20 protein-coding genes are annotated in these 17,615 nt (G+C 65.8%); 10 read left to right on the top strand and 10 right to left on the bottom strand.

What is annotated here, in order from left to right:
• Positions 1 to 11: 11 nt before the first annotated feature.
• The 6 genes from B5X82_RS21510 to B5X82_RS21485 form a co-directional block, all read right to left on the bottom strand.
• A complete protein-coding gene (locus tag B5X82_RS21510; RefSeq protein WP_079650236.1) occupies positions 12 to 539 on the bottom strand; it encodes a nuclear transport factor 2 family protein in 528 nt (175 codons plus the stop codon).
• A 141-nt stretch (positions 540 to 680) separates the two neighbouring features.
• Positions 681 to 1,442 carry an SDR family NAD(P)-dependent oxidoreductase gene (locus tag B5X82_RS21505; protein ID WP_079650235.1) on the bottom strand — a complete coding sequence of 254 codons (762 nt, stop codon included), beginning with the start codon at positions 1,440 to 1,442 and terminating at the stop codon, positions 681 to 683.
• Positions 1,442 to 1,810 carry a nuclear transport factor 2 family protein gene (locus B5X82_RS21500; protein WP_079650234.1) on the bottom strand — a complete coding sequence of 123 codons (369 nt, stop codon included), beginning with the start codon at positions 1,808 to 1,810 and terminating at the stop codon, positions 1,442 to 1,444. Before B5X82_RS21500 ends, B5X82_RS21505 begins: the two co-directional genes overlap by 1 nt.
• Positions 1,811 to 1,853: 43 nt before the next feature.
• On the bottom strand, positions 1,854 to 2,309 hold the full coding sequence (locus B5X82_RS21495; protein WP_079650233.1) for an SRPBCC family protein: 456 nt from the start codon (positions 2,307 to 2,309) through the stop codon (positions 1,854 to 1,856).
• Positions 2,310 to 2,321: 12 nt separating this feature from the next.
• A complete protein-coding gene (locus tag B5X82_RS21490) occupies positions 2,322 to 3,080 on the bottom strand; it encodes an SDR family NAD(P)-dependent oxidoreductase (protein WP_079650232.1) in 759 nt (252 codons plus the stop codon).
• A 24-nt stretch (positions 3,081 to 3,104) separates the two neighbouring features.
• Positions 3,105 to 5,240: a TonB-dependent receptor gene (locus tag B5X82_RS21485; RefSeq protein WP_176152660.1), complete on the bottom strand. Its 2,136-nt coding sequence runs from the start codon at positions 5,238 to 5,240 to the stop codon at positions 3,105 to 3,107.
• Between the two features lie 279 nt (positions 5,241 to 5,519).
• On the opposite strand from B5X82_RS21485, the gene B5X82_RS21480 reads away from it, so the two are divergent.
• The 8 genes from B5X82_RS21480 (at position 5,520) to B5X82_RS21445 (ending at position 12,151) form a co-directional block, all read left to right on the top strand.
• Complete coding sequence (locus B5X82_RS21480; protein ID WP_125724087.1) at positions 5,520 to 6,299, top strand: GntR family transcriptional regulator; 780 nt, start codon at positions 5,520 to 5,522, stop codon at positions 6,297 to 6,299.
• A 102-nt stretch (positions 6,300 to 6,401) separates the two neighbouring features.
• Positions 6,402 to 7,889 (top strand): 2-hydroxymuconic semialdehyde dehydrogenase, encoded by a 1,488-nt coding sequence (locus tag B5X82_RS21475; protein WP_079650230.1) that lies wholly within the window; start codon positions 6,402 to 6,404, stop codon positions 7,887 to 7,889.
• Between the two features lie 17 nt (positions 7,890 to 7,906).
• A complete protein-coding gene (locus B5X82_RS21470; RefSeq protein ID WP_079650229.1) occupies positions 7,907 to 8,428 on the top strand; it encodes a VOC family protein in 522 nt (173 codons plus the stop codon).
• Position 8,429: 1 nt separating this feature from the next.
• Positions 8,430 to 9,320: a VOC family protein gene (locus tag B5X82_RS21465; protein ID WP_079650228.1), complete on the top strand. Its 891-nt coding sequence runs from the start codon at positions 8,430 to 8,432 to the stop codon at positions 9,318 to 9,320.
• A 34-nt stretch (positions 9,321 to 9,354) separates the two neighbouring features.
• On the top strand, positions 9,355 to 10,017 hold the full coding sequence (locus B5X82_RS21460; RefSeq protein ID WP_209044878.1) for a class II aldolase/adducin family protein: 663 nt from the start codon (positions 9,355 to 9,357) through the stop codon (positions 10,015 to 10,017).
• Positions 9,999 to 10,808 carry a 2-keto-4-pentenoate hydratase gene (locus B5X82_RS21455; protein ID WP_079650226.1) on the top strand — a complete coding sequence of 270 codons (810 nt, stop codon included), beginning with the start codon at positions 9,999 to 10,001 and terminating at the stop codon, positions 10,806 to 10,808. Before B5X82_RS21460 ends, B5X82_RS21455 begins: the two co-directional genes overlap by 19 nt.
• A 43-nt stretch (positions 10,809 to 10,851) precedes the next feature.
• Positions 10,852 to 11,631 (top strand): 2-keto-4-pentenoate hydratase, encoded by a 780-nt coding sequence (locus tag B5X82_RS21450; protein WP_079650225.1) that lies wholly within the window; start codon positions 10,852 to 10,854, stop codon positions 11,629 to 11,631.
• Positions 11,632 to 11,689: 58 nt separating this feature from the next.
• Positions 11,690 to 12,151: a MarR family winged helix-turn-helix transcriptional regulator gene (locus B5X82_RS21445; protein ID WP_176152658.1), complete on the top strand. Its 462-nt coding sequence runs from the start codon at positions 11,690 to 11,692 to the stop codon at positions 12,149 to 12,151.
• Here B5X82_RS21445 and B5X82_RS21440 read toward each other — a convergent pair whose 3' ends face one another.
• The 4 genes from B5X82_RS21440 to B5X82_RS21425 are packed head-to-tail and all read right to left on the bottom strand — an operon-like array spanning position 12,152 to position 14,539.
• Positions 12,152 to 13,069, bottom strand: coding sequence for a fumarylacetoacetate hydrolase family protein (locus tag B5X82_RS21440; RefSeq protein ID WP_079650223.1), 918 nt, complete (start codon positions 13,067 to 13,069; stop codon positions 12,152 to 12,154).
• On the bottom strand, positions 13,066 to 13,275 hold the full coding sequence (locus B5X82_RS21435) for a tautomerase family protein (protein WP_079650222.1): 210 nt from the start codon (positions 13,273 to 13,275) through the stop codon (positions 13,066 to 13,068). The genes B5X82_RS21440 and B5X82_RS21435 overlap by 4 nt, the downstream gene beginning before the upstream one ends.
• The gene (locus B5X82_RS21430) at positions 13,275 to 13,703 is read right to left on the bottom strand and encodes a nuclear transport factor 2 family protein (protein WP_079650221.1); all 429 of its coding nucleotides are present in this window, start codon (positions 13,701 to 13,703) and stop codon (positions 13,275 to 13,277) included. Before B5X82_RS21430 ends, B5X82_RS21435 begins: the two co-directional genes overlap by 1 nt.
• Positions 13,704 to 13,720: 17 nt before the next feature.
• A complete protein-coding gene (locus B5X82_RS21425; protein ID WP_176152657.1) occupies positions 13,721 to 14,539 on the bottom strand; it encodes a pirin family protein in 819 nt (272 codons plus the stop codon).
• 245 nt (positions 14,540 to 14,784) lie between these two features.
• Here B5X82_RS21425 and B5X82_RS21420 point away from each other — a divergent pair, with 245 nt between their 5' ends.
• Together B5X82_RS21420 and B5X82_RS21415 are read left to right on the top strand one after the other, a co-directional pair.
• Complete coding sequence (locus B5X82_RS21420) at positions 14,785 to 15,972, top strand: cytochrome P450 (RefSeq protein WP_079650219.1); 1,188 nt, start codon at positions 14,785 to 14,787, stop codon at positions 15,970 to 15,972.
• A gap of 71 nt (positions 15,973 to 16,043) precedes the next feature.
• Entirely contained in the window at positions 16,044 to 17,270 is a 1,227-nt protein-coding gene (locus B5X82_RS21415; protein WP_079650218.1) for an acyl-CoA dehydrogenase family protein, read from the top strand.
• Positions 17,271 to 17,615: the final 345 nt, after the last annotated feature.

Raw genomic sequence — 17,615 nt, 5'->3', positions numbered from 1 at the left:
GCAATCTCAGCTCATTCGCGCGCCGCTGCGAAATTGGGTTCGCAGAAGATCTTCGTCATGGTCTCGACGAGTGCCGGCTCCTGAAGATCGAGGAGCGCATTGTTGCCGTCGACCCATTGGAAATCGTGCTTCACCTTGTGCATCAGCCACTCGCCGTCGGCTTGGCGCGCGAGCCAGAAATCATACCATCCATATTGGGTGTTGTGCGAAACACCGAGGTCGGTCGATTTCCAGTGCCGTGCCGTCATGTAGACGAGCGCGTGGGCGCGGTCCCCGTCCACCGTGATATCCCAATTGGTATAGACATGGTGGCGGCGTACAGGGCTCAGGATCTGCTCGGCGAAGAGCGTCCAGAGGTCGGCGTCGATGCGAACCTCGTCGCGCCCCGTCAGCCGCTTGAAATCGATGTTGACCGGGTTGGTGAAGCAGGAACGGTAGGCCGGCCAGTTGCCGGTATCGAGCGCGCGGCCGAAGCGCAGGATCACGTTGCGGACCTGCTTCTCATCCCACAACGATGCGATCTTCTGTTCGGGGGTCATGCGGCTCTCTCCTCTTCGGTCCTTCTTGCGGCACGCTCCGGAGCCGTCCCGCACGCCGCCTGGCAGCGAAAGGCCGCGGCTGCGGGTGATCCGCCAGAGGGATAGCGCGGCGTCCGGGTGAGGCGGGCGGCCGTCGCTGCCTCACCAGGCACGGACGCCGCCGTCGACCGCAATGTCTGCGCCCGTGACGTAGCTCGCGTCGGCGCTGGCCAGGAAAGCGACGACGCTCGCCACTTCGCTCGGCTGGCCCATCCGGTTGATCATCGCACGGCCAAGCTGGATGCGGCACCATTCCGGATCGTCTAGGATGAAGCGCGTCTGGTTCGTCTCGATCGTACCCGGCGAGACGGAATTGGCGCGGATGCCGTGCTTGCGGCCTTCCATCGCGAGCTGGCGGGTCATCGAGAGGACGCCGCCCTTGGCGGCCGCATGCGCGAGACCGGGAAGAAGCTCGATTCCCGCCCAGGCCGAGAGCGAGGCGGTGTTGACGATGCAGCCCTTCGACTTGACCAGTTCCGGCCAGGCGGCTCGGGTGAGCAGGAAGACCAGATCGAGTTCCTCGTTGATGGTCTTGTACCAGGTCTCGTCCGACATCTCCTCGATCCAGGCGAAATAGGCCATCGCGCCATTGTTGAAGAGCACGTCGATCGCCCCGAACCGCTCGACCGCTGCGGCGACGAGCCCCTCGCAGGCCGCCTTGTCGGTAAGGTTGCACGGATGGACCGAGATCATCGTGCCGCCCGCGTCCTCGACGAGGCGAACCGTTTCCTCTGCGCCCGCCGCGACGACGTCGCAGCCGACCACGTTCGCGCCCTCGGACGCGAGACGCAGCGCGGTGGCGCGCCCGATGCTGCCGCCCGATCCGGTGACGATGCAGGTCTTGCCTTCGAACCGGCGCATCATCAGGCCGCATCCGCCCAGAGCGGAGCGATGTCGATATAGATCCACAGCCGGTCGAGCTTGCCGGCGGCGTTGCGGCGCAAATAGCTGGAGACGGGCAGGGGGACGACGCCGCCGTCCTTGCGCGTATAGGTGACGATGGCCTGTTGGGCAGCGGCTTCGCCGTCGCCGATCAGCGTCTCGACCGAATGGCTCATCCCCGAGATCGAATCGTAGAACTGGCTCATCACCTGAACGGCGGTCGCCTTGTCGCGGATCGCGGGATTATTGGCGAAACGCAGCTCGATATCATCGGCGAACCATGCCGCGAGCTTGTCGATCTCGACCATGTCGGCATCGCGGAAGAAGGCGGCTACCCATTCCAGTGACACTCTTCCTCTCCTTCATGTTCATTTTCGTTCGGGCGCGATCCTGTCAGAGTTCGCCGTCCGCCACCATCTGCCGCACGCGACTGAGCGTGGCGCCGACCGCGCCGACATAGGCGCCGCGCATGCTGTCGCCCTTGGCCGACTCCTCGGGGCTGCCCTCGGCAATGCCGGGGAAGCGAATGCCGAAGGTGAAGGAGAGGAGGAGCCCGTCGTCGGAATCACTGATCACATTATCGATCCAGCCCGTGCCGTCCTGCCGCTCGAACTGCACCTTGACCGGTGCGAACAGCGTGATGAGCTCCTTGCTCTGCATGCCGGCGAAAGTGATCTCGCGCAGGATCACATTATCCTTGCGCTCGATCAGGTCGCATTGAGTCATTCCGTTGACGAAGGGGATGGCGTTCTCCGCCTTCATCTCGAGCCCGCGCCAAACCTGCTCGCGCGTGAGCTTCGGCTCGATGCCGTCGGGGTTCACCGGGATAGCGTGGGAGAGCATGTACATCGATTGCTCCGTTCAGATGGAAAGATAGCCGCCGTCGACCGCGATGGCGGCGCCGTTCACGAAGGATGCCTGCGGCGAAAGCAGCCAGGCAACCGATTCCCCGATCTCGTCCGGTTCGCCGAAGCGGCCCATCGAGTGACGCAGCCGCAGCCGGTCGAACGTGGCCGATAGCGCGGGGTCCTCGCTCAACCGTCTGATCATCGGTGTGCGCGTGATGCCGGGAAGGATCGCGTTCACGCGGATGCCGCGCTGGCCGTAATCCGCGCCGCCCGCGCGCGTGAGGCCCAGCACGCCATGCTTGGCCGAGCAATAATCGGCGGCGCCGGCCAGCCCTACCTGGCCGAGCGAGGAGGCGGTGTTGACGATCGACCCGCCGCCTTGCGCGAGCATGGCTCTCGCTTCGTATTTCATGCAGAAGAAGACCGCCGACAGATTGATGCGGATGACCTTGTCCCACTCCTCGGTGGTGATCTCGTCGAGCGGCTTGTTGTGCTGCTCGACCGCCGCATTGTTGAACGCACCATCGATCCGGCCGAAGCGATCGACCGTCGTTTTGACGAGGCCGGCGATCTGCTCCTCCGATCCGAGGTCGGCGGGCACGAAATAGGCTTCGCCGCCAGTGTCGGTGACCGCCTTGGTCGCCGCCTCCCCGGCTCCCGCGTCGACGTCGGTCAGGATCAGTCGTGCGCCATGACGGGCCAGGACAAGCGCGGTGGCGGAACCGATCCCGCCTCCCGCACCCGTGACCAGGACCGAAAGATTATCGAGCATGCCGGCCAATCATCGCCTCCATCGTCAGAAATTGAAGGTGACGCGCGCGCCATAGGTGCGCGGTTCCTCGAGATAAGCGGTCGCGGGGCCGGGAATGCCCGCCGCCGCGGTTGCCGCGATCACTGCCTTGTTGGTGATGTTCTTGATCCATGCCCCGGCGCTCCACCGCCCGCTGTCGGCGAAATAGGTGATCGAGGCGTTCTCCCGCCAGGTAGGTCGCTGGCGCGTGCCGGGCGTATGGACGAAGTCCGCGAAATAGGAGCTTTCGTAGCGGGCATCGACCATTGGCCGGATATAGCCGCTCGCCAGATGGAAATCGTGCTGGTAGGCGAGGTTGATCGTCCAGTCCGCCGCATAGGGCAGGCTCAGATTCTCGAAGCGCTCCAGCCCGGCCACGGCATATTTCTTGGTCCGCGCATGGAGATAGCCAACCGATGCGTTCAATCGGTCGTCCGGCGTCGGCTGGAGCACCGCGTCGATCTGGACGCCGTAGGTTTCGGCCTTGGCGTTGAAGATCTCATTATATGGTTTGCTCGCATCATAAGCCTGCAACAGCAGGTCGCGGTAGGAATAGTAGAAGGCTTCGACATTGATCTGCAGTCGATTGTCGAGGAAACGGCTCTTGAAGCCGCCGGTGATCGACGACAGTTTCGGGGGGCTGATCCGGTTCGACTTGGCGGGTGTCGAAGGCACCTCGTTGAACGTGCCCGGCTGATAGGCGGTCTGGTAGGTGAGATAGGTCATCACCTTGGGCGTCAAATCATATTCGGTGCCGATCTTGAAATCGAACCGCTTGTACGACTTTTCGAAGGTGAAGAGCGGATTGCCGACGTCCGGCGAGATGCCGTTCGCCTTGCGCTTGTCCAGGCTGCCGCGGCCGCCCGCGGTGATCCGCCATGCATCGGTAAGGTGATAGGTTGCCTGGCCGAACAGCGCGATGCCCTTGACGCGATGGTGGAGAACGCCGCTGGCGATGAACCCGAATGGTCCGGCTTCCTTGCCGACGTACGAGAAGCCATAGGTGCGCTGAGTATAGCCGTAGAGACCGACCAGCCAGTCCAGCCTCTCGCCATCGCCGGCGAGCCGCAGTTCCTGCGTCAGCAGCCGGTAATTGTCTTCCTTGAAATCGGGAATGACGCCGAGCCAGTAGCGTGAATGCGAGTCCAGCCGGAAATAGCCCGGGATATAGGTGAGGGTCAGGCCATCGGCCAATTGGACGTCGAGCTGTCCGCCGAAGTTCCAAAGATGGTATTTCTGCTTTTCCTTGATCGGCTGGCCGAAAGGCAGGAGCGCGGGATCCGCGAACGCCCCCACACGGAGCTCGTCCCACGGATCCTTTCGCAGGAACGCATTCTCGCTGAACTGGCCCGTATTTGGATCGAACCCCTTGTTCACCAGGTTGGAGGGGGATCCGTCGCGGTTGGTATATTGGCCCCAGAGATAGAACGAGACGTCCGTGCTCGGTTCGTACAGCAGGCCCAGGCGGACGGCGATGTCGTCCTTTGAATAGGCGCCCGTCTCCATATAGCCGTCGCGCTTGGTGTAATCGACCGCCGCGCGCACCGCGAGCGCATCGGACAGCGGCAGGTTCTGCACGAGGGTGGCGTGCATCAGATCGTAATTGCCGCCCTCGATCACGCCGCTCGTCTCGGCCTCGTGCGTCGGCCGCTTGAACGAGACGTTGATCGTGCCGCCGAGCGCATTGCGACCGTAGAGCGTGCCCTGCGGTCCCGGCAGCACCTCGATCCGATCGAGGTCGAAAAAGGGCTGGCTGGTGCCTTCGCGCGGGGTGAAGATGCCGTTGACGTTGAAGGCGACCGTCGGTTCGACATTGCCGAAGTCCAAGTTCGAGCCGACGCCGCGCAGGATCACCTGCGTGGTGGCGCCTTCCTGCTGGAAGCGGGCAGCGGGAACGATGTTCTGCACCGCGCGAAGGTCGGTCGTGCCTGACTGGACGAGCGAGCTGCCGGTGAAGGCGGTGACCGCCGCCGGGGTCCTCTGCAGATTCTCGCTGCGCTTCTGCGCGGTCACGACGATATCCTCGATGCCGGTGACCTCGCCCGCCGTCCGAGTGTCGGCGTTGGGGGTGGAGGTCTGCGCATGGGCTGGCAGGGCGGCGGCCAGCGCCGTCATGCTTGCAGCGAGAGCCCGTCTCGTCATCCCGTTTCTCGTCATCGTCTCCCCTCCTTGTTGACCGCGCCGATTCGCGTCTGGTCCGCCGATTGGCGGCTTGCCTTGGTGGATCGGGGTCTTTCCGGGTTTTCCGGCTGAAGCTGCCCCGCTGCCTCCGTGATAAGTGGACGCACTTTTGCATTCAGCCTGATCCAAGTCAAGATAGGACCTATACGTCCATTCATCTATTTTTTGCGTCTCTATATCGGGAATAGGCTGGGCCATTGAATCTGGCACAGCAGGTCGTGCAAGCTGCCCCTTGCCATAATGTATCCAGTTAGGCATGCAGTATCCATGAGCTTGGAACCCGATATGTTGAGGCCGCTTGAGCGTGGCGATGGCCGCCGGACGGCGGTCGAGGTCTATGAGAGCCTGCAGGAATCAATCCTGAGCGGGCGGCTCAGGCCAGGCACGGTGCTGTCGCAGGTCGAGGTCGCGCGCCTGCTCAACGTGAGTCGGACGCCGGTGCGCGAAGCGATGCGGATGCTGCAGGAGGGCGGTCTCGTCACCGGCGAGCCCAATTTCCGCAGCCGTGTGCTGGGCTTCGACCCCAAGGATATCGAGGCGCTTTACATGAAGCGCATCATGATGGAGGCGCTCGCCGTGACCTTCACGACGCGGACCATGACGGCGGCGCTGAAGGAAAGGCTCGGCGAGGTCGTCCATGCTCTGGAAGGGCGTGATGCGCATGACAGCTTCGCTGTCTGGCAGAAGCTGCATCGGGAGTTTCACAGGCTGATCGTGGCGCAGGCCGGGGACGCCTATGCTGCGGATCTCGATGCGCTCGAAAAGCGAAGCGAGCGCTACCAATCGGCTTACAAGGGCGAGCATCTGCCCGGTTGGTGGCAGCGCGGCGAGCGGGAGCATCGCGCCCTGTTCGACGCGATCTCCGCCGGCGACGCGATGCTGGCCGGCGAGCTGTCCGCACGCCATCTCGCGCGTACCGCGCTGGAGCTGCTGGCGGCATTGGCGCCGGAATATGACACGGCACGTGTTCGCATGAGCCTGCAGTTCGCGATCGCCGGCGCCACGGCGGGCAAGTTTTAGGCTAGGGCGGCAATTGCATGCCCTTGTCGATCGGAAAAGTAGGACGTATACGTCTTTTATGGACGTGAGTCGTTTGGAGGTGTGAGAGTGGCGACCCGAAGCATGCATCTGGCGGACGCCGTACCGAGCGAGGGGCCGAGGCGGCTGCGCAATTTCGTCGACGGGCGTTTCGTCGACGGAGGCTCTCCTTTCGACATCCGCGATCCGGCGACCGGGCGCGTGCACGCGGTCGCCTATGAAGCTGACCGCGCGATCGTGGATGCGGCTGTCACCGCGGCGCGCAAGGCGGTCGCGGGCGACTGGGGGCGCATGCCGCTCGCCCGGCGGCGGGCGCTGCTCTGCCGGGTGGCGGACCGGATCGAGGAGCGGTTCGACGACTTCCTCGAGGCCGAGATCGCCGACACCGGCAAGCCGCACGCGCTCGCCCACCACCTCGACATTCCTCGCGGAGCGGCCAATTTCCGTGTCTTCGCGGACGCCATCGCCAACCTCTCAACCGAGACCTTCGAGATGGACACGCCGGATGGGGGCACGGCGCTCAACTATGCGGTGCGCAAGCCGCTCGGCGTGGTCGGCGTGATCTCGCCGTGGAACCTGCCCTTGCTGCTGATGACGTGGAAGGTCGCCCCCGCCATGGCCTGTGGCAACGCGGTCATCGTGAAGCCTTCGGAGGAGACGCCTTCGACGACCACCTTGCTCGGCGAGGTGATGGCCGAGGTCGGCATGCCGGACGGCGCCTTCAACGTCGTGCACGGCTTCGGACCGGATTCGGCGGGCGAGTTCCTGACCTCCCACCCCGGCATCCGGGCGATCACCTTCACCGGCGAGACACGCACCGGATCGGCGATCATGAAGGCGGCGGCGCCGACCGTGAAGGCGCTGTCGTTTGAGCTGGGCGGCAAGAACGCAGCCATCGTGTTCGCCGACGCGGATATGGACGCGGCCGTGGCCGGTCTCGCCCGTGCGGCGTTCCTCAACACCGGCCAGGTCTGCCTCGCGCCCGAGCGCATCTATGTCGAGAGGCCGGTTTTCGCGGCGTTCGTCGCGGGCCTGAAGGCAAAGGCCGAAGCGCTGAAGCCCGGACTGCCCCATGACGACGGCGTCGACCTCGGGCCGCTGATCTCGGACGAGCATCGGCGCAAGGTGCTCGATTATTACAGCCTGGCGGTGGAGGAAGGCGCGACGGTCGTTACCGGCGGGGGCGTGCCGCGGCTCTCTGGCGAGGCCGCCAACGGCTATTTCGTGCAGCCGACCATCTGGACAGGCCTTCCCCATGGCGCGCGGACATGTCGGGAGGAGATCTTCGGCCCCTGCTGCGCGGTCATCCCCTTCGATACGGAGGAGGAGGCGATCGCATTCGCCAACGATACCGAATATGGTCTCGCCTCCTCGATCTGGACGCAGAACCTGTCGCGCGCGCACCGCGTCGGCAAGGCGATGGAGGTGGGTATCTCCTGGGTGAACTGCTGGTTCCTGCGCGATCTGCGCACGCCCTTCGGAGGGGCCAAGATGTCCGGTATCGGCCGCGAGGGCGGCGAGCATTCGATCGACTTCTATTCGGAACCGACCAACATCTGCATCAAGCTATAAGCGACAGGAGAGAGGCCATGGCGACCGTTGCCGAATCGCGCGAGAAGGTCGAACCCGCGCTCAAGCTCAATTTCTACAGCCACGCGACGCTGGAGTGCGGAGACATCGCCTTCACCCGGAGGTTCTTCGAGGAGTTCCTGGGTTTCGAGACGGTACAGATGGCGGACGTTTCGTTCTGGGCGCGGCTCGGCGGAGACCAGATCATCGTCGTGGTGAAGAGCCCGTCCAAAACCAAGGACGCGATGCCGTTCCTCAATCACAACGGCCTCGACGTCGAGACCGAAGCCGAGGTGGACGCGGCCTATCAGATCGTGCTCCGCGACGCGGAGAAATGGGGTCTGCACAAGATCACCAAGCCGGTGGTCCAGCACGGCACCTACTGCTTCTACTTCTGGGACAAGGACGACAATGCCTGGGAGATATTGTGCAATCCCAAGGGCGGCTATTCGTGGGGCTTCGCGCTCGGCGACCAGCAGGGCGCGGGTCATATGAGCCGTAAGTTCCAGCGCCCGCAATCCACCCTCACCAAGGGAAGCTGACATGGGCGCGGACCTGCACGACATCCGCTACGTCCGCATCGGCACCGAGGATCTCGACGAGAGCATCCGCTTCGCGACGCAGATGCTCGGGCTCGAGCTGGTCGGTCGCGAGGCGAGCGCCGCCTATCTCCGCGGAGACGATCGCGACCACAATATCTGCTATGTGCGAGGGCGCGAGGCGGGACATGTGCTCGGTTTCGAGATGAAGGACATGGCGGCGCTCGACGCCGCCGCCGCGATGTTCGAGGATGCGGGCGTCCCGGTGCGTCACGGCACGTCCGACGAGCGCGAGCAGCGGCGCGTGCGCGGGCTCGTCACCATCAAGGACCCGACCGGCAACGTGATCGACCTCGTCGCCCGACCGGCGGCGAGCGGCAAGCGCTATTACGGAACACGCGATGCCGGCATCACCTCGTTCAGCCATGTCGGCCTGCGGACCGCCGACGCCCAGGCGGACGAGCGCTTCTATACGACCTTGCTCAATGCCAAGGTGAGCGACTGGATCGGCGATGCGGCACTATTGCGCATCGACGAGGTGCATCACAAGATCGCCCTTTTCCCCTCCACTTTTGCCGGCGTGCAGCACGTCAATTTCCAGGTGGAGAGCCAGGACGACATCATGCGCTCCTGGTATTTCCTCCAGAACCACAATGTCAGGATCGTGTTCGGTCCCGGCCGTCATCCAACCTCCGGTGCCCGATTCCTCTACTTCATGGGGCCGGACGGGATCGTCTATGAATATTCCACCGGCGTTCGGATGATAACGGCGGAGGACGAGAAGACCTACGTGCCGCGCTCCTTTCCGGCGGTTCCGTCGAGCTTCTGCATGTGGGGCTCGCTGCCCGACATTCCCGAATTCAAGACCGAGCCGGATATCGCGCGTGCTGCCTGAACCGGCTCAGGCCCGAAGGGATGTCGCAAGAGGTGTGAGGCTCGCCGCCCGCGCGACGGCGCGGCACGGGCTGGTTCATGCCTATGGCCATGTCAGCGCACGCATCGACGAGCGGCATTTCCTCTGCTCGCCGCCGCAGCCGCTCGGAACGGTGGAAACGGACGATCCCGGCGTGGTCGTGCCCATCGACGGCGAATTGCCCGAACGGGCTTTGCCCGAAGTGCGTATCCACCGCGAGATCTACCGCCGGCGGCCGGCGGTCGGCGGCGTCTGCCGCTTCCAGTCGCCGGCGGTGATGGCACTGTCGGCGCTCGGCGAGACGCCGCGAGTCCTGCACGGGCTCGGCAGCTATTTCGCGCCGTCACCTCCGCTATGGCCGGACGTCCTGCTCGTCCGGGACGACGAGCGGGCCGAGCAGGTGGCCGGGAGGATGGGCGACGCTGCCGCGATCGTGCTGCGTGGCAACGGTGCAGTCACTGCGGGCGCGACGATCGAGGAGGCGGCGGCCTTTGCCTTCTTCCTCGAGGATGCTGCGCGGATCGAGCTGGCGCTGCTTCCCGCCCGCGCTGCCGGCATCCGTCCCCTCGAATATACAGCCGACCAGGCCGCGCGTCGCGCGGTCAGGGCCGGCGCGCTCATCGAGCGCATGTGGCACTTCCTCTGCTCCGGAGATCCCGAATGGCAACCCGCAGATTAGGTCTTGGCCTCGATGTCGGTACCGTCGCCGCGCAGCTGCGCGACTGCTATGCGAGCGGCGTGGCGATGGCGCCGATCCGCGAGGCGTTTCCCGATGCGAAGATCGAGGACGCCTATGCGATCCAGGCGGCCAACACCGCTCATTGGGAGGCGCAGGACCGCGTCGTCGTCGGCGCCAAGATCGGGCTGACCGCGAAGGCCGTGCAGGGGCAGCTCGGCGTCGACCAGCCCGACTTCGGCCATCTCTTCGCCGACATGGCGGTGGCCGATGGCGACATCGTGGCGGCCGGCCGGCTGCTCCAGCCCAAGGTCGAGGCGGAAATCGCCTTCATCATGGCGCACACGCCCGATGCTGCGCGGCTGACCACCGCCGAGCTGATCGACAGCGTCGCTTATGCGCTGCCTGCGATCGAGATCGTCGACAGCCGCATCGCCGGCTGGAACATCGGCATCGTCGATACGGTGGCGGACAATGCCTCGTCCGGCCTGTTCGTGCTCGGCACCCGGCCCGTGTCGCTCGGCGCGATCGACCTGAGGCTGTGCGGCATGGTGCTGGAAAGGAATGGCGAACCGACCTCGTTCGGCGCCGGTGCGGCCTGCCTCGGCAATCCGCTCCACGCGCTTGGTTGGCTCGCGGCCAAGATGGCCGAGGTCGGCCGGCCGCTCGCCCAGGGGGACATTGTCCTTTCGGGTGCCCTCGGACCGATGGTCGCGGTGGCGCCCGGCGACAGCGTCGAGGCACGCATCGGCGGGCTCGGCAGCGTGCGGGTCGGCTTCGGGAAGGACGGATGACCGTCGATCTCACGCGCAACGCACCGACAGGGGAGGAATAGCCATGACCGATCTCGCCAAGCTGGCAACGCGCCTCGACGAAGCGCAGCGCACGGCCACCGCGACGCCCCAGCTCGCCGAGCCGATCGGACTGGTGGAAGCCTATGAGGTGCAGAAGGCGTCCATGGCGCGACGCTATGCGCGCGGAGAGCGCCGGATCGGCATCAAGATGGGTTTCACCAGCCGCGCCAAGATGACCCAGATGGGGATCGACGAGATGATATGGGGCCGGCTGACAGACGCGATGCTGGTCGAGGACGGAGGCGCGATCGACTTCGCCGGTTTCGTCCATCCGCGCGTCGAGCCGGAACTGGCCTTCCTGCTCAAGGCACCGCTGGCGGGGAAGGTGACGCCTATGGCGGCGCTCGCGGCGCTGGCGGGCATCGCCCCCGCGCTCGAGATCATCGACAGCCGGTACGAGAATTTCAAATTCTCGCTGACCGACGTGGTTGCCGACAACAGCTCTTCCTCGGCCTTCGTGGTCGGTCCCTGGTCGAGCCCCGCGATCGATTTCTCCAACCTCGGCATGATCCTGGAGATCGATGGGGCGGCCAGGCAGATCGGATCGAGCGCCGCCATCCTCGGCCACCCGATCCGATCGCTGGTCGCCGCCGCACGGTTGGCTGGGGCGGCGGGCGAGCCGCTGCAGGCCGGTGACGTGGTGATGGCGGGAGGCGCGACGGCGGCCGAGGCGCTGGCGCCCGGCCAGCATGTGCGGGTCAGCGTGCAATCGCTCGGCTCGGCCGAGTTCCGGGTTGGCCGCAGCCTGCACGCGGCGGCTTGATATGGTGGGGCGCTCCACGGCATGGTCGCCGTCGCAAGCGACCATGTCAGGAGCCGAAGTGGACGATCCCGAGCTGCGCCGCCGTCTGGCCGAGTTCAACCTGCTCGATGCGCCGGGCCATCTGCTTCGCCGCAATCACCAGCGTTCCTACGAGATCTTCGCCCGCCATGTCGGCGACGATGTGACGCGTCAGCAGATTGCGCTGCTCATCGCGCTGTCCAAGAATCCGGGCTCATCGCAACGCGAGCTGGTCGAAGCGACCGGGATCGACAAGAGCACGCTCAAGGAGATGCTCGGCCGCATGGTCGCGCGCGACTGGGTGAAGCGCGAGCGCGATCCCAACGACAACCGTGCCTGGACGATGCAGATCACGCCGGGCGGCGAAGCGCTGCTGGCCGATCGCATCGAGGGCGTGGTGGCGGCGCAGCGCGAAATCCTCGCGCCGCTGGAGCCCGCCGACCGCACCGCCTTCCTTCGGTGCCTGCGCGTTCTGATCGGGCATGACGAGCCCATGGGATGATCAGACGATCGGCGTGACCAGTTCGCCCAGATTGCCGATCTCCATCCGCACCTCATCGCCCGGCTGCAGATATTCGGGCGGCTGCCGGCCATGGCCGACCCCAGCCGGCGTGCCGGTCGCGATGATGTCGCCGGGTTCGAGCGTCATGATCCGGGAGAGATGGGCGATGACCGCGGCTACGCCGAACACCATCTGCGCCGTGGAGCTGTCCTGCTTCGTCACGCCGTTGACCGAGAGGCGGACAGGCAGCGCCTGGGGATCGCCGGTGAATTTGGCGGGTTCGAAATAGGGCCCGATCGGGCCGAAGCCGTCGAAATTCTTGTGTTGCACCCAATCGACCCCGATCGGCGGGCGCGAGGCGATCCAGTCACGGGCCGAAAGATCGTTGAAGTTGGTGTAGCCCGCCACCACGGTGAGCGCGCTTTCCTCGGGCACGTCGCGGCAGCGCAAGCCGATCACCACGGCGAGCTCGGCTTCCCAGTCCATCATCCGGGTCATCGACGGTTTCTCGACCGCCGCACCCGAGCCCCGCAGCGTGGTGCTCGGCGACATCAGGAAGGAGTAGGGGTAGGTCGGCACGATCGGGATCGGCATCTCGGCGATATGGTCGTGATAATTGGCGCCAATGCAGATCAGCTTGCGCGGAAGGGCGATCGGGGGGAGGAAGCTGAGCGTGTCGGCCGGAATCGCGGCATCGCCGAACCGGTCGGCCTTGCCGGCCATCCGTTCGGCCAGCCTTGCGGACCAGTGGGGCCATTCCTCCAGCAGCGGCATCAGGTCTTTCGGCGCACCGCCCAGGCGCGCAAGATCGTCGGGTTCGAGCAGCGCCGTCAGTGGAACCGCCAATCCTTTCCGCTCGACCACCACCCTGGAGCCGCCATCGCCTTCGACGGTCGCCAGCCGATATGCCTCACTCATTGCCCCTCCTTCGCTTTCGCGTTCTGGCTCGCCTTCGTTTCATTGCCTATGCCCCAATGTTCGGGCGGTACTTCGTTCAAGACCACCCGGACGGAGGCCAGCGGCACGTCCAAGGCGCGCACCGCGGCGTCGGCCAGTTCGCGGATGAGCGCGCTCTTCTTCGCCTGGTCGCGCCCGGTGAGCAGATTGACGGTGATGATCGGCATCAGGCGACCTGGGCCGCCTGGATGTCCTGGCGCAGCTGCGTCCAGGGGACATGCCGCTCGACGGCGTCGGCCCAGACCGGACTCTGGTCCAGATAGGCGCGCTGCTCGCAGATCAGCGTGCCGCGCGTGCGGATGACGTCGCAGCACGGCACGGTCACGCTGTGGCCGTCGAGCCGCTCGTAATCGACGTCCGCCTCGACGAAGATCAGGTCTTCTGCCGCCACCGTTACCCGCTGGATATTGTGCCTCAGGCGTCCGATGAGCGACCAGAAATGGAGCACCTGCTCGCGGGCGTCAGCCTTGCCGATCACCGGCGGGCGCCCGCCGAAGACGAAGCGATGGTCCTCCGTCAGCATGTCGATGAAGCCGTCGATATCCTTGGCGTCTACCGCGGCGAAGCGTTTCAGCACCCAGTGGTCCTGTGTCATTCCTTCTCTCCTTCCCGTCAGGTGAGCGCGCCCATCGCGCCGCGGCGGTAGCGCTCCACGGCAGCGTCGAGCGCCGCCTGCGACGACAGGACGAACGGGCCGTTGCTGACGGACGGGGCGTCGAGCGGCCGGCCGGCCAGCACCAGCAGGCGGGTATCCTCGATAGCGGTGCAATGGACCGGCGCCTGGCCATGCTCGAACAGGATCAGCACCGGGGCCGCGACCTCACGACCGCCTGTCGCCAGCCGGCCCGCGAAGAGATAGATCGCGCAGCTGGTGATGCCGGGCTCGGGCGTCCAGGCGAAAGGCTCGTTCGCGACCAGCGTCACGTCGATGAGGGCGAGCGGGCTCGGCGGATCGAAGGGTGCGCCGCGGTCCCCATAGCGCCCGGCAAGTACGCGCGCGAAGCCCCGATTCAGTCCCACTTCCGGCACGCCATCCGGATCGACATGATGAATGACCGGCGCCGCATCCTCCTGCGCGACCGGTTGCCGAACGAAGATCTGGAAGCCTTCGATCGTGAGCCCGTCATGTTCTGGCACCTCCTCGTGGACGATGCCGGAACCGGCGGCCGTCCAGTGGAGGCCGCCGGACGGGATGACGCTGTGGTCGCCCCGGCTGTCGCGGTTGCGCATGCCGCCGGGCGACTCGGGCAGCATATAGGTGACCGCCGAGAAGCCGGCATGCGGATGCGGAGGGAAGGTGGGGCCGCCCATCCGAAAATGATCGAGGTTGAGGAAAGGGTCGCCCTCCCGTCCGAACGCGGCCATTCCCATGCGCCGTGCGGAGAAGGCCGAGCCATGCTGCGCGGCCGTCGGCACGACGATCCGTGCCACGGCGCGCCCTTGGCCGGCGAGCCCGGAGGGCGGTTCGATAGACGGGTCCTGACGGCTATTCTTCATCATAAGTGGATATACATTTCCTCCATATCGCAGCGCTGGTCAAGATAGGACCTATACGTCTAATATTGTTTGTCCTAATATTATGCGAAGAATCGCTACCCGGTTGCGGATTGCGGGTTTCGCGACGGCGAAGATCCGACGTCTAGGACCTCGCTATAGTGGATACACAAGGAGGGAGCATGAAGGAGCCGAAACTGACAGGCAATGCCACGGCCTGGAGCTGCTATACCAGCCAGCCCGCCGAGAGCCTCGCGCTGTTCGAGGTGGCGCGGGCGCGCTGCCCGGTCGCGCATAGCGAGGAGCATGACGGCTTCCATATGCTGCTCGGCTACAAGGAGGTGCGGAAAGCGATGGCCGACCATCGCACCTTTTCCTCCGAGCCGCAGGTGCTTCGCCCGATGCTGCCGCGCCGGCCGATCCCAGCGCTCGAGATGGATCCGCCGCGTCATGGCGCCTGGCGCGCGATCTTCAACGCCGCGGTCACGCCGGAAACGCCGGCCGCTCTTGAGCCTTTCGTGCGCGCGGACGTGCGCCGGCATCTCGCCCGTGTCGCGGATTCGGGTTCTTGTGACATCGTTGCCGAACTGTGCGAACCCGTGCCCGCCGAGACGATCTGCCACCTCGTCGGTGTCGACGAGGATCGCGTGCCGCCGATCCGCGAGGCGGCGATCGCCATGTTCGCCGCCCAGGGCGACCCTGAGGCATTCGGTCGCCGCCAGGCCGAGTTCGGCGCACTCACCGTCTCCGAGATCCACGAGCGGCGCGATCGGCCGCGCGGCGACTTCCTTTCCTCGCTGGTCGGCATGACCGTCGAGGGACGCGTGCTGGATGACGAGGACTATGTCGTGCTGCTGGCTGCGTTCCTCGGCGCCGGGCATCACAGCACCACCTCGGCGCTGGCGAGCATGATCTTCGAGATATTCTCGGTCGCGGACCGGCGCGACCGGCTGATCGCCGATCCGGCGCTGATCCCGGTGGCGGTGGAGGAGACGCTGCGCCTGCATCCGCCCTTCTTCGGTTTCTTCCGCCGGACGAAGGCCGAGGTTGAGGTCGCCGGTGTGGCGATCCCGGCGGGGAAGGATGTCTATGTCGGCTGGGCAGCGGCCAATCGCGATCCAACGATGTTCGAGGAGCCGGCCTGTTTCCGGCTGGATCGCGAGAACAACCGCCACATGAGCTTCGGCTTCGGCATCCACAACTGCCCCGGCGCCAACCTCGCGCGGATGGAGATGCGTGTGGTGCTCGAGGAGCTGCTGGCGACCTTCCCCGACTTGCGCATCGAAGGCGAGCCGCCGGCTTATCGCTTCGGAGGCGGGGACTACAGCTTCATCCCCGAGCTGCGGGCGTGCTGGGGGAGCGGCATCTAGAGACGATGCCGCCAGGATCGCCGCGTCCGCCTGATGCGGGCGAGGTTCGACTGGAGAGGAGGGAGAGGCCGATGACCCTGGTGACTTCCGTCGTGGAACCGGTGGAGACCGGTCGCCCGGCGATCGAGGAGCTTCTTGAGCGGGCACGTGCGTTCCGCCCGATGCTGATGGACCGCGCGGCGGCGACCGAGGCGGACGGGCGGGTCAGTGCGGAGGTCACCCGGATGATGATCGACGCGGGTCTCTATCGGCTTGGCCAGCCACGCCGTTTCGGCGGTTATGAATATGGCCCGAGCGACATCCTGCGGCTCGGCTTCGAGCTGGGACGCGGCTGCGGCAGCACGGGCTGGTGCGCGATGCTCGCCAATGTCAACGGCTGGCTCGCCGCCTATTGGCCGCTCGCCGCGCAGGAGGAGATCTGGGGCGACAATCCCGACCATCTCGTGACCGGCACCTTCGTCCCGACCGGTCGGTGCGAGGCTTCGGAAGAAGGCTATCGCGTCTGGGGGCGGTGGCCGTTCGCCAGCAATTGCGACAATTCGGACTGGCTGTTCGTCTCGGCCATGCTGCCCGAGGTCGCAGGCGAAGCGCCCAGCGTCGGCTGGTTCATGGTGCCGCGCGCCGATCTGGGCATCGATCATGACAGCTGGCGCGTCGCCGGCATGCAGGGAACCGGCAGCAAGACGCTGTTCGCCGACGATCCCATCTTCGTGCCCGGGCATCGCGTGATCCGCTTCGCCGATGTCGAGCAGGGGACGACGCCTGGGCGCGACGTTTCCGGCAACCTCATGGCCCGTTTCAACTTCGCGACCATGGGGGCGGTGACGCTGGTGGCGCCGCTCCTCGGCATGGCGCAGTCGGCGCTCGACTGGTATGCCCAGGCGATGCGCGCCAAGATGAAGGCGTCGCTCAAGCCCGGCGCACCGATCAGCGTCGCGCAGAGCCCTCAGGCGCAGGCCCGCGCAGGCGAGGCACAGGTGAGGATCGATGCCGCGCGGACGCTGCTGCTCGCCGACCTCGTCCCGCTGGAGGCGCGCGTGCGCGCCGGCGAGGACCTTGCCGTTGCCGATCGCATTCGAATCCGCCGCGACATCGGCTTCGCCACGCGCGCGGCCGTCGAGGCCGTCAACCTGCTGTTCGAGGGAGCCGGCGCGAGCTCGGCCGCGCTCGACACGCCGATCCAGCGCCACTGGCGCGACGTCAACGCGGCGGCGCGCCACGCCAGCCTCGACACGCAGGCAATCTATGCGCTGGTCGGCCAGCTTTGCTTCGGTCTCGATCCGAAGGGGCAATTCTAAACGCCAGGCAGTTGGCCCTGAACCAGGCCGATCCCATCTTCAGGGAAGAAGGGCGATCGTCGCGACGATCGCGAGGGTTGATGTGTCGGCGGCGGCGAGACCCGATTGCCGCCGTTGCTGCAACCGCGAGCGGAGCGGCGGCTATTCGGCCGATGTCTAGCCGAGCAGTGCCAAGGGTGTCGCCCTTCCACCGGCGATCTATTTGCTACCTCGCTCGCTGAGCAATACGAGGTTCTTCTGCTAAGTTCCTGGAAAATTGGCGCGCCCGGAACGAGACGGCTGCGGAGTGTCATGCTGGTCAGACGATCTGCGAGCCATCGTGGTATGATCGGGCGGCATCATTGG

Source organism: Rhizorhabdus histidinilytica (assembly GCF_900167915.1).
Classification (GTDB): domain Bacteria; phylum Pseudomonadota; class Alphaproteobacteria; order Sphingomonadales; family Sphingomonadaceae; genus Rhizorhabdus; species Rhizorhabdus histidinilytica.
The sequence above is the reverse complement of the archived record's forward strand: the minus strand, read 5'-3'. Positions and strand labels throughout refer to the sequence as shown.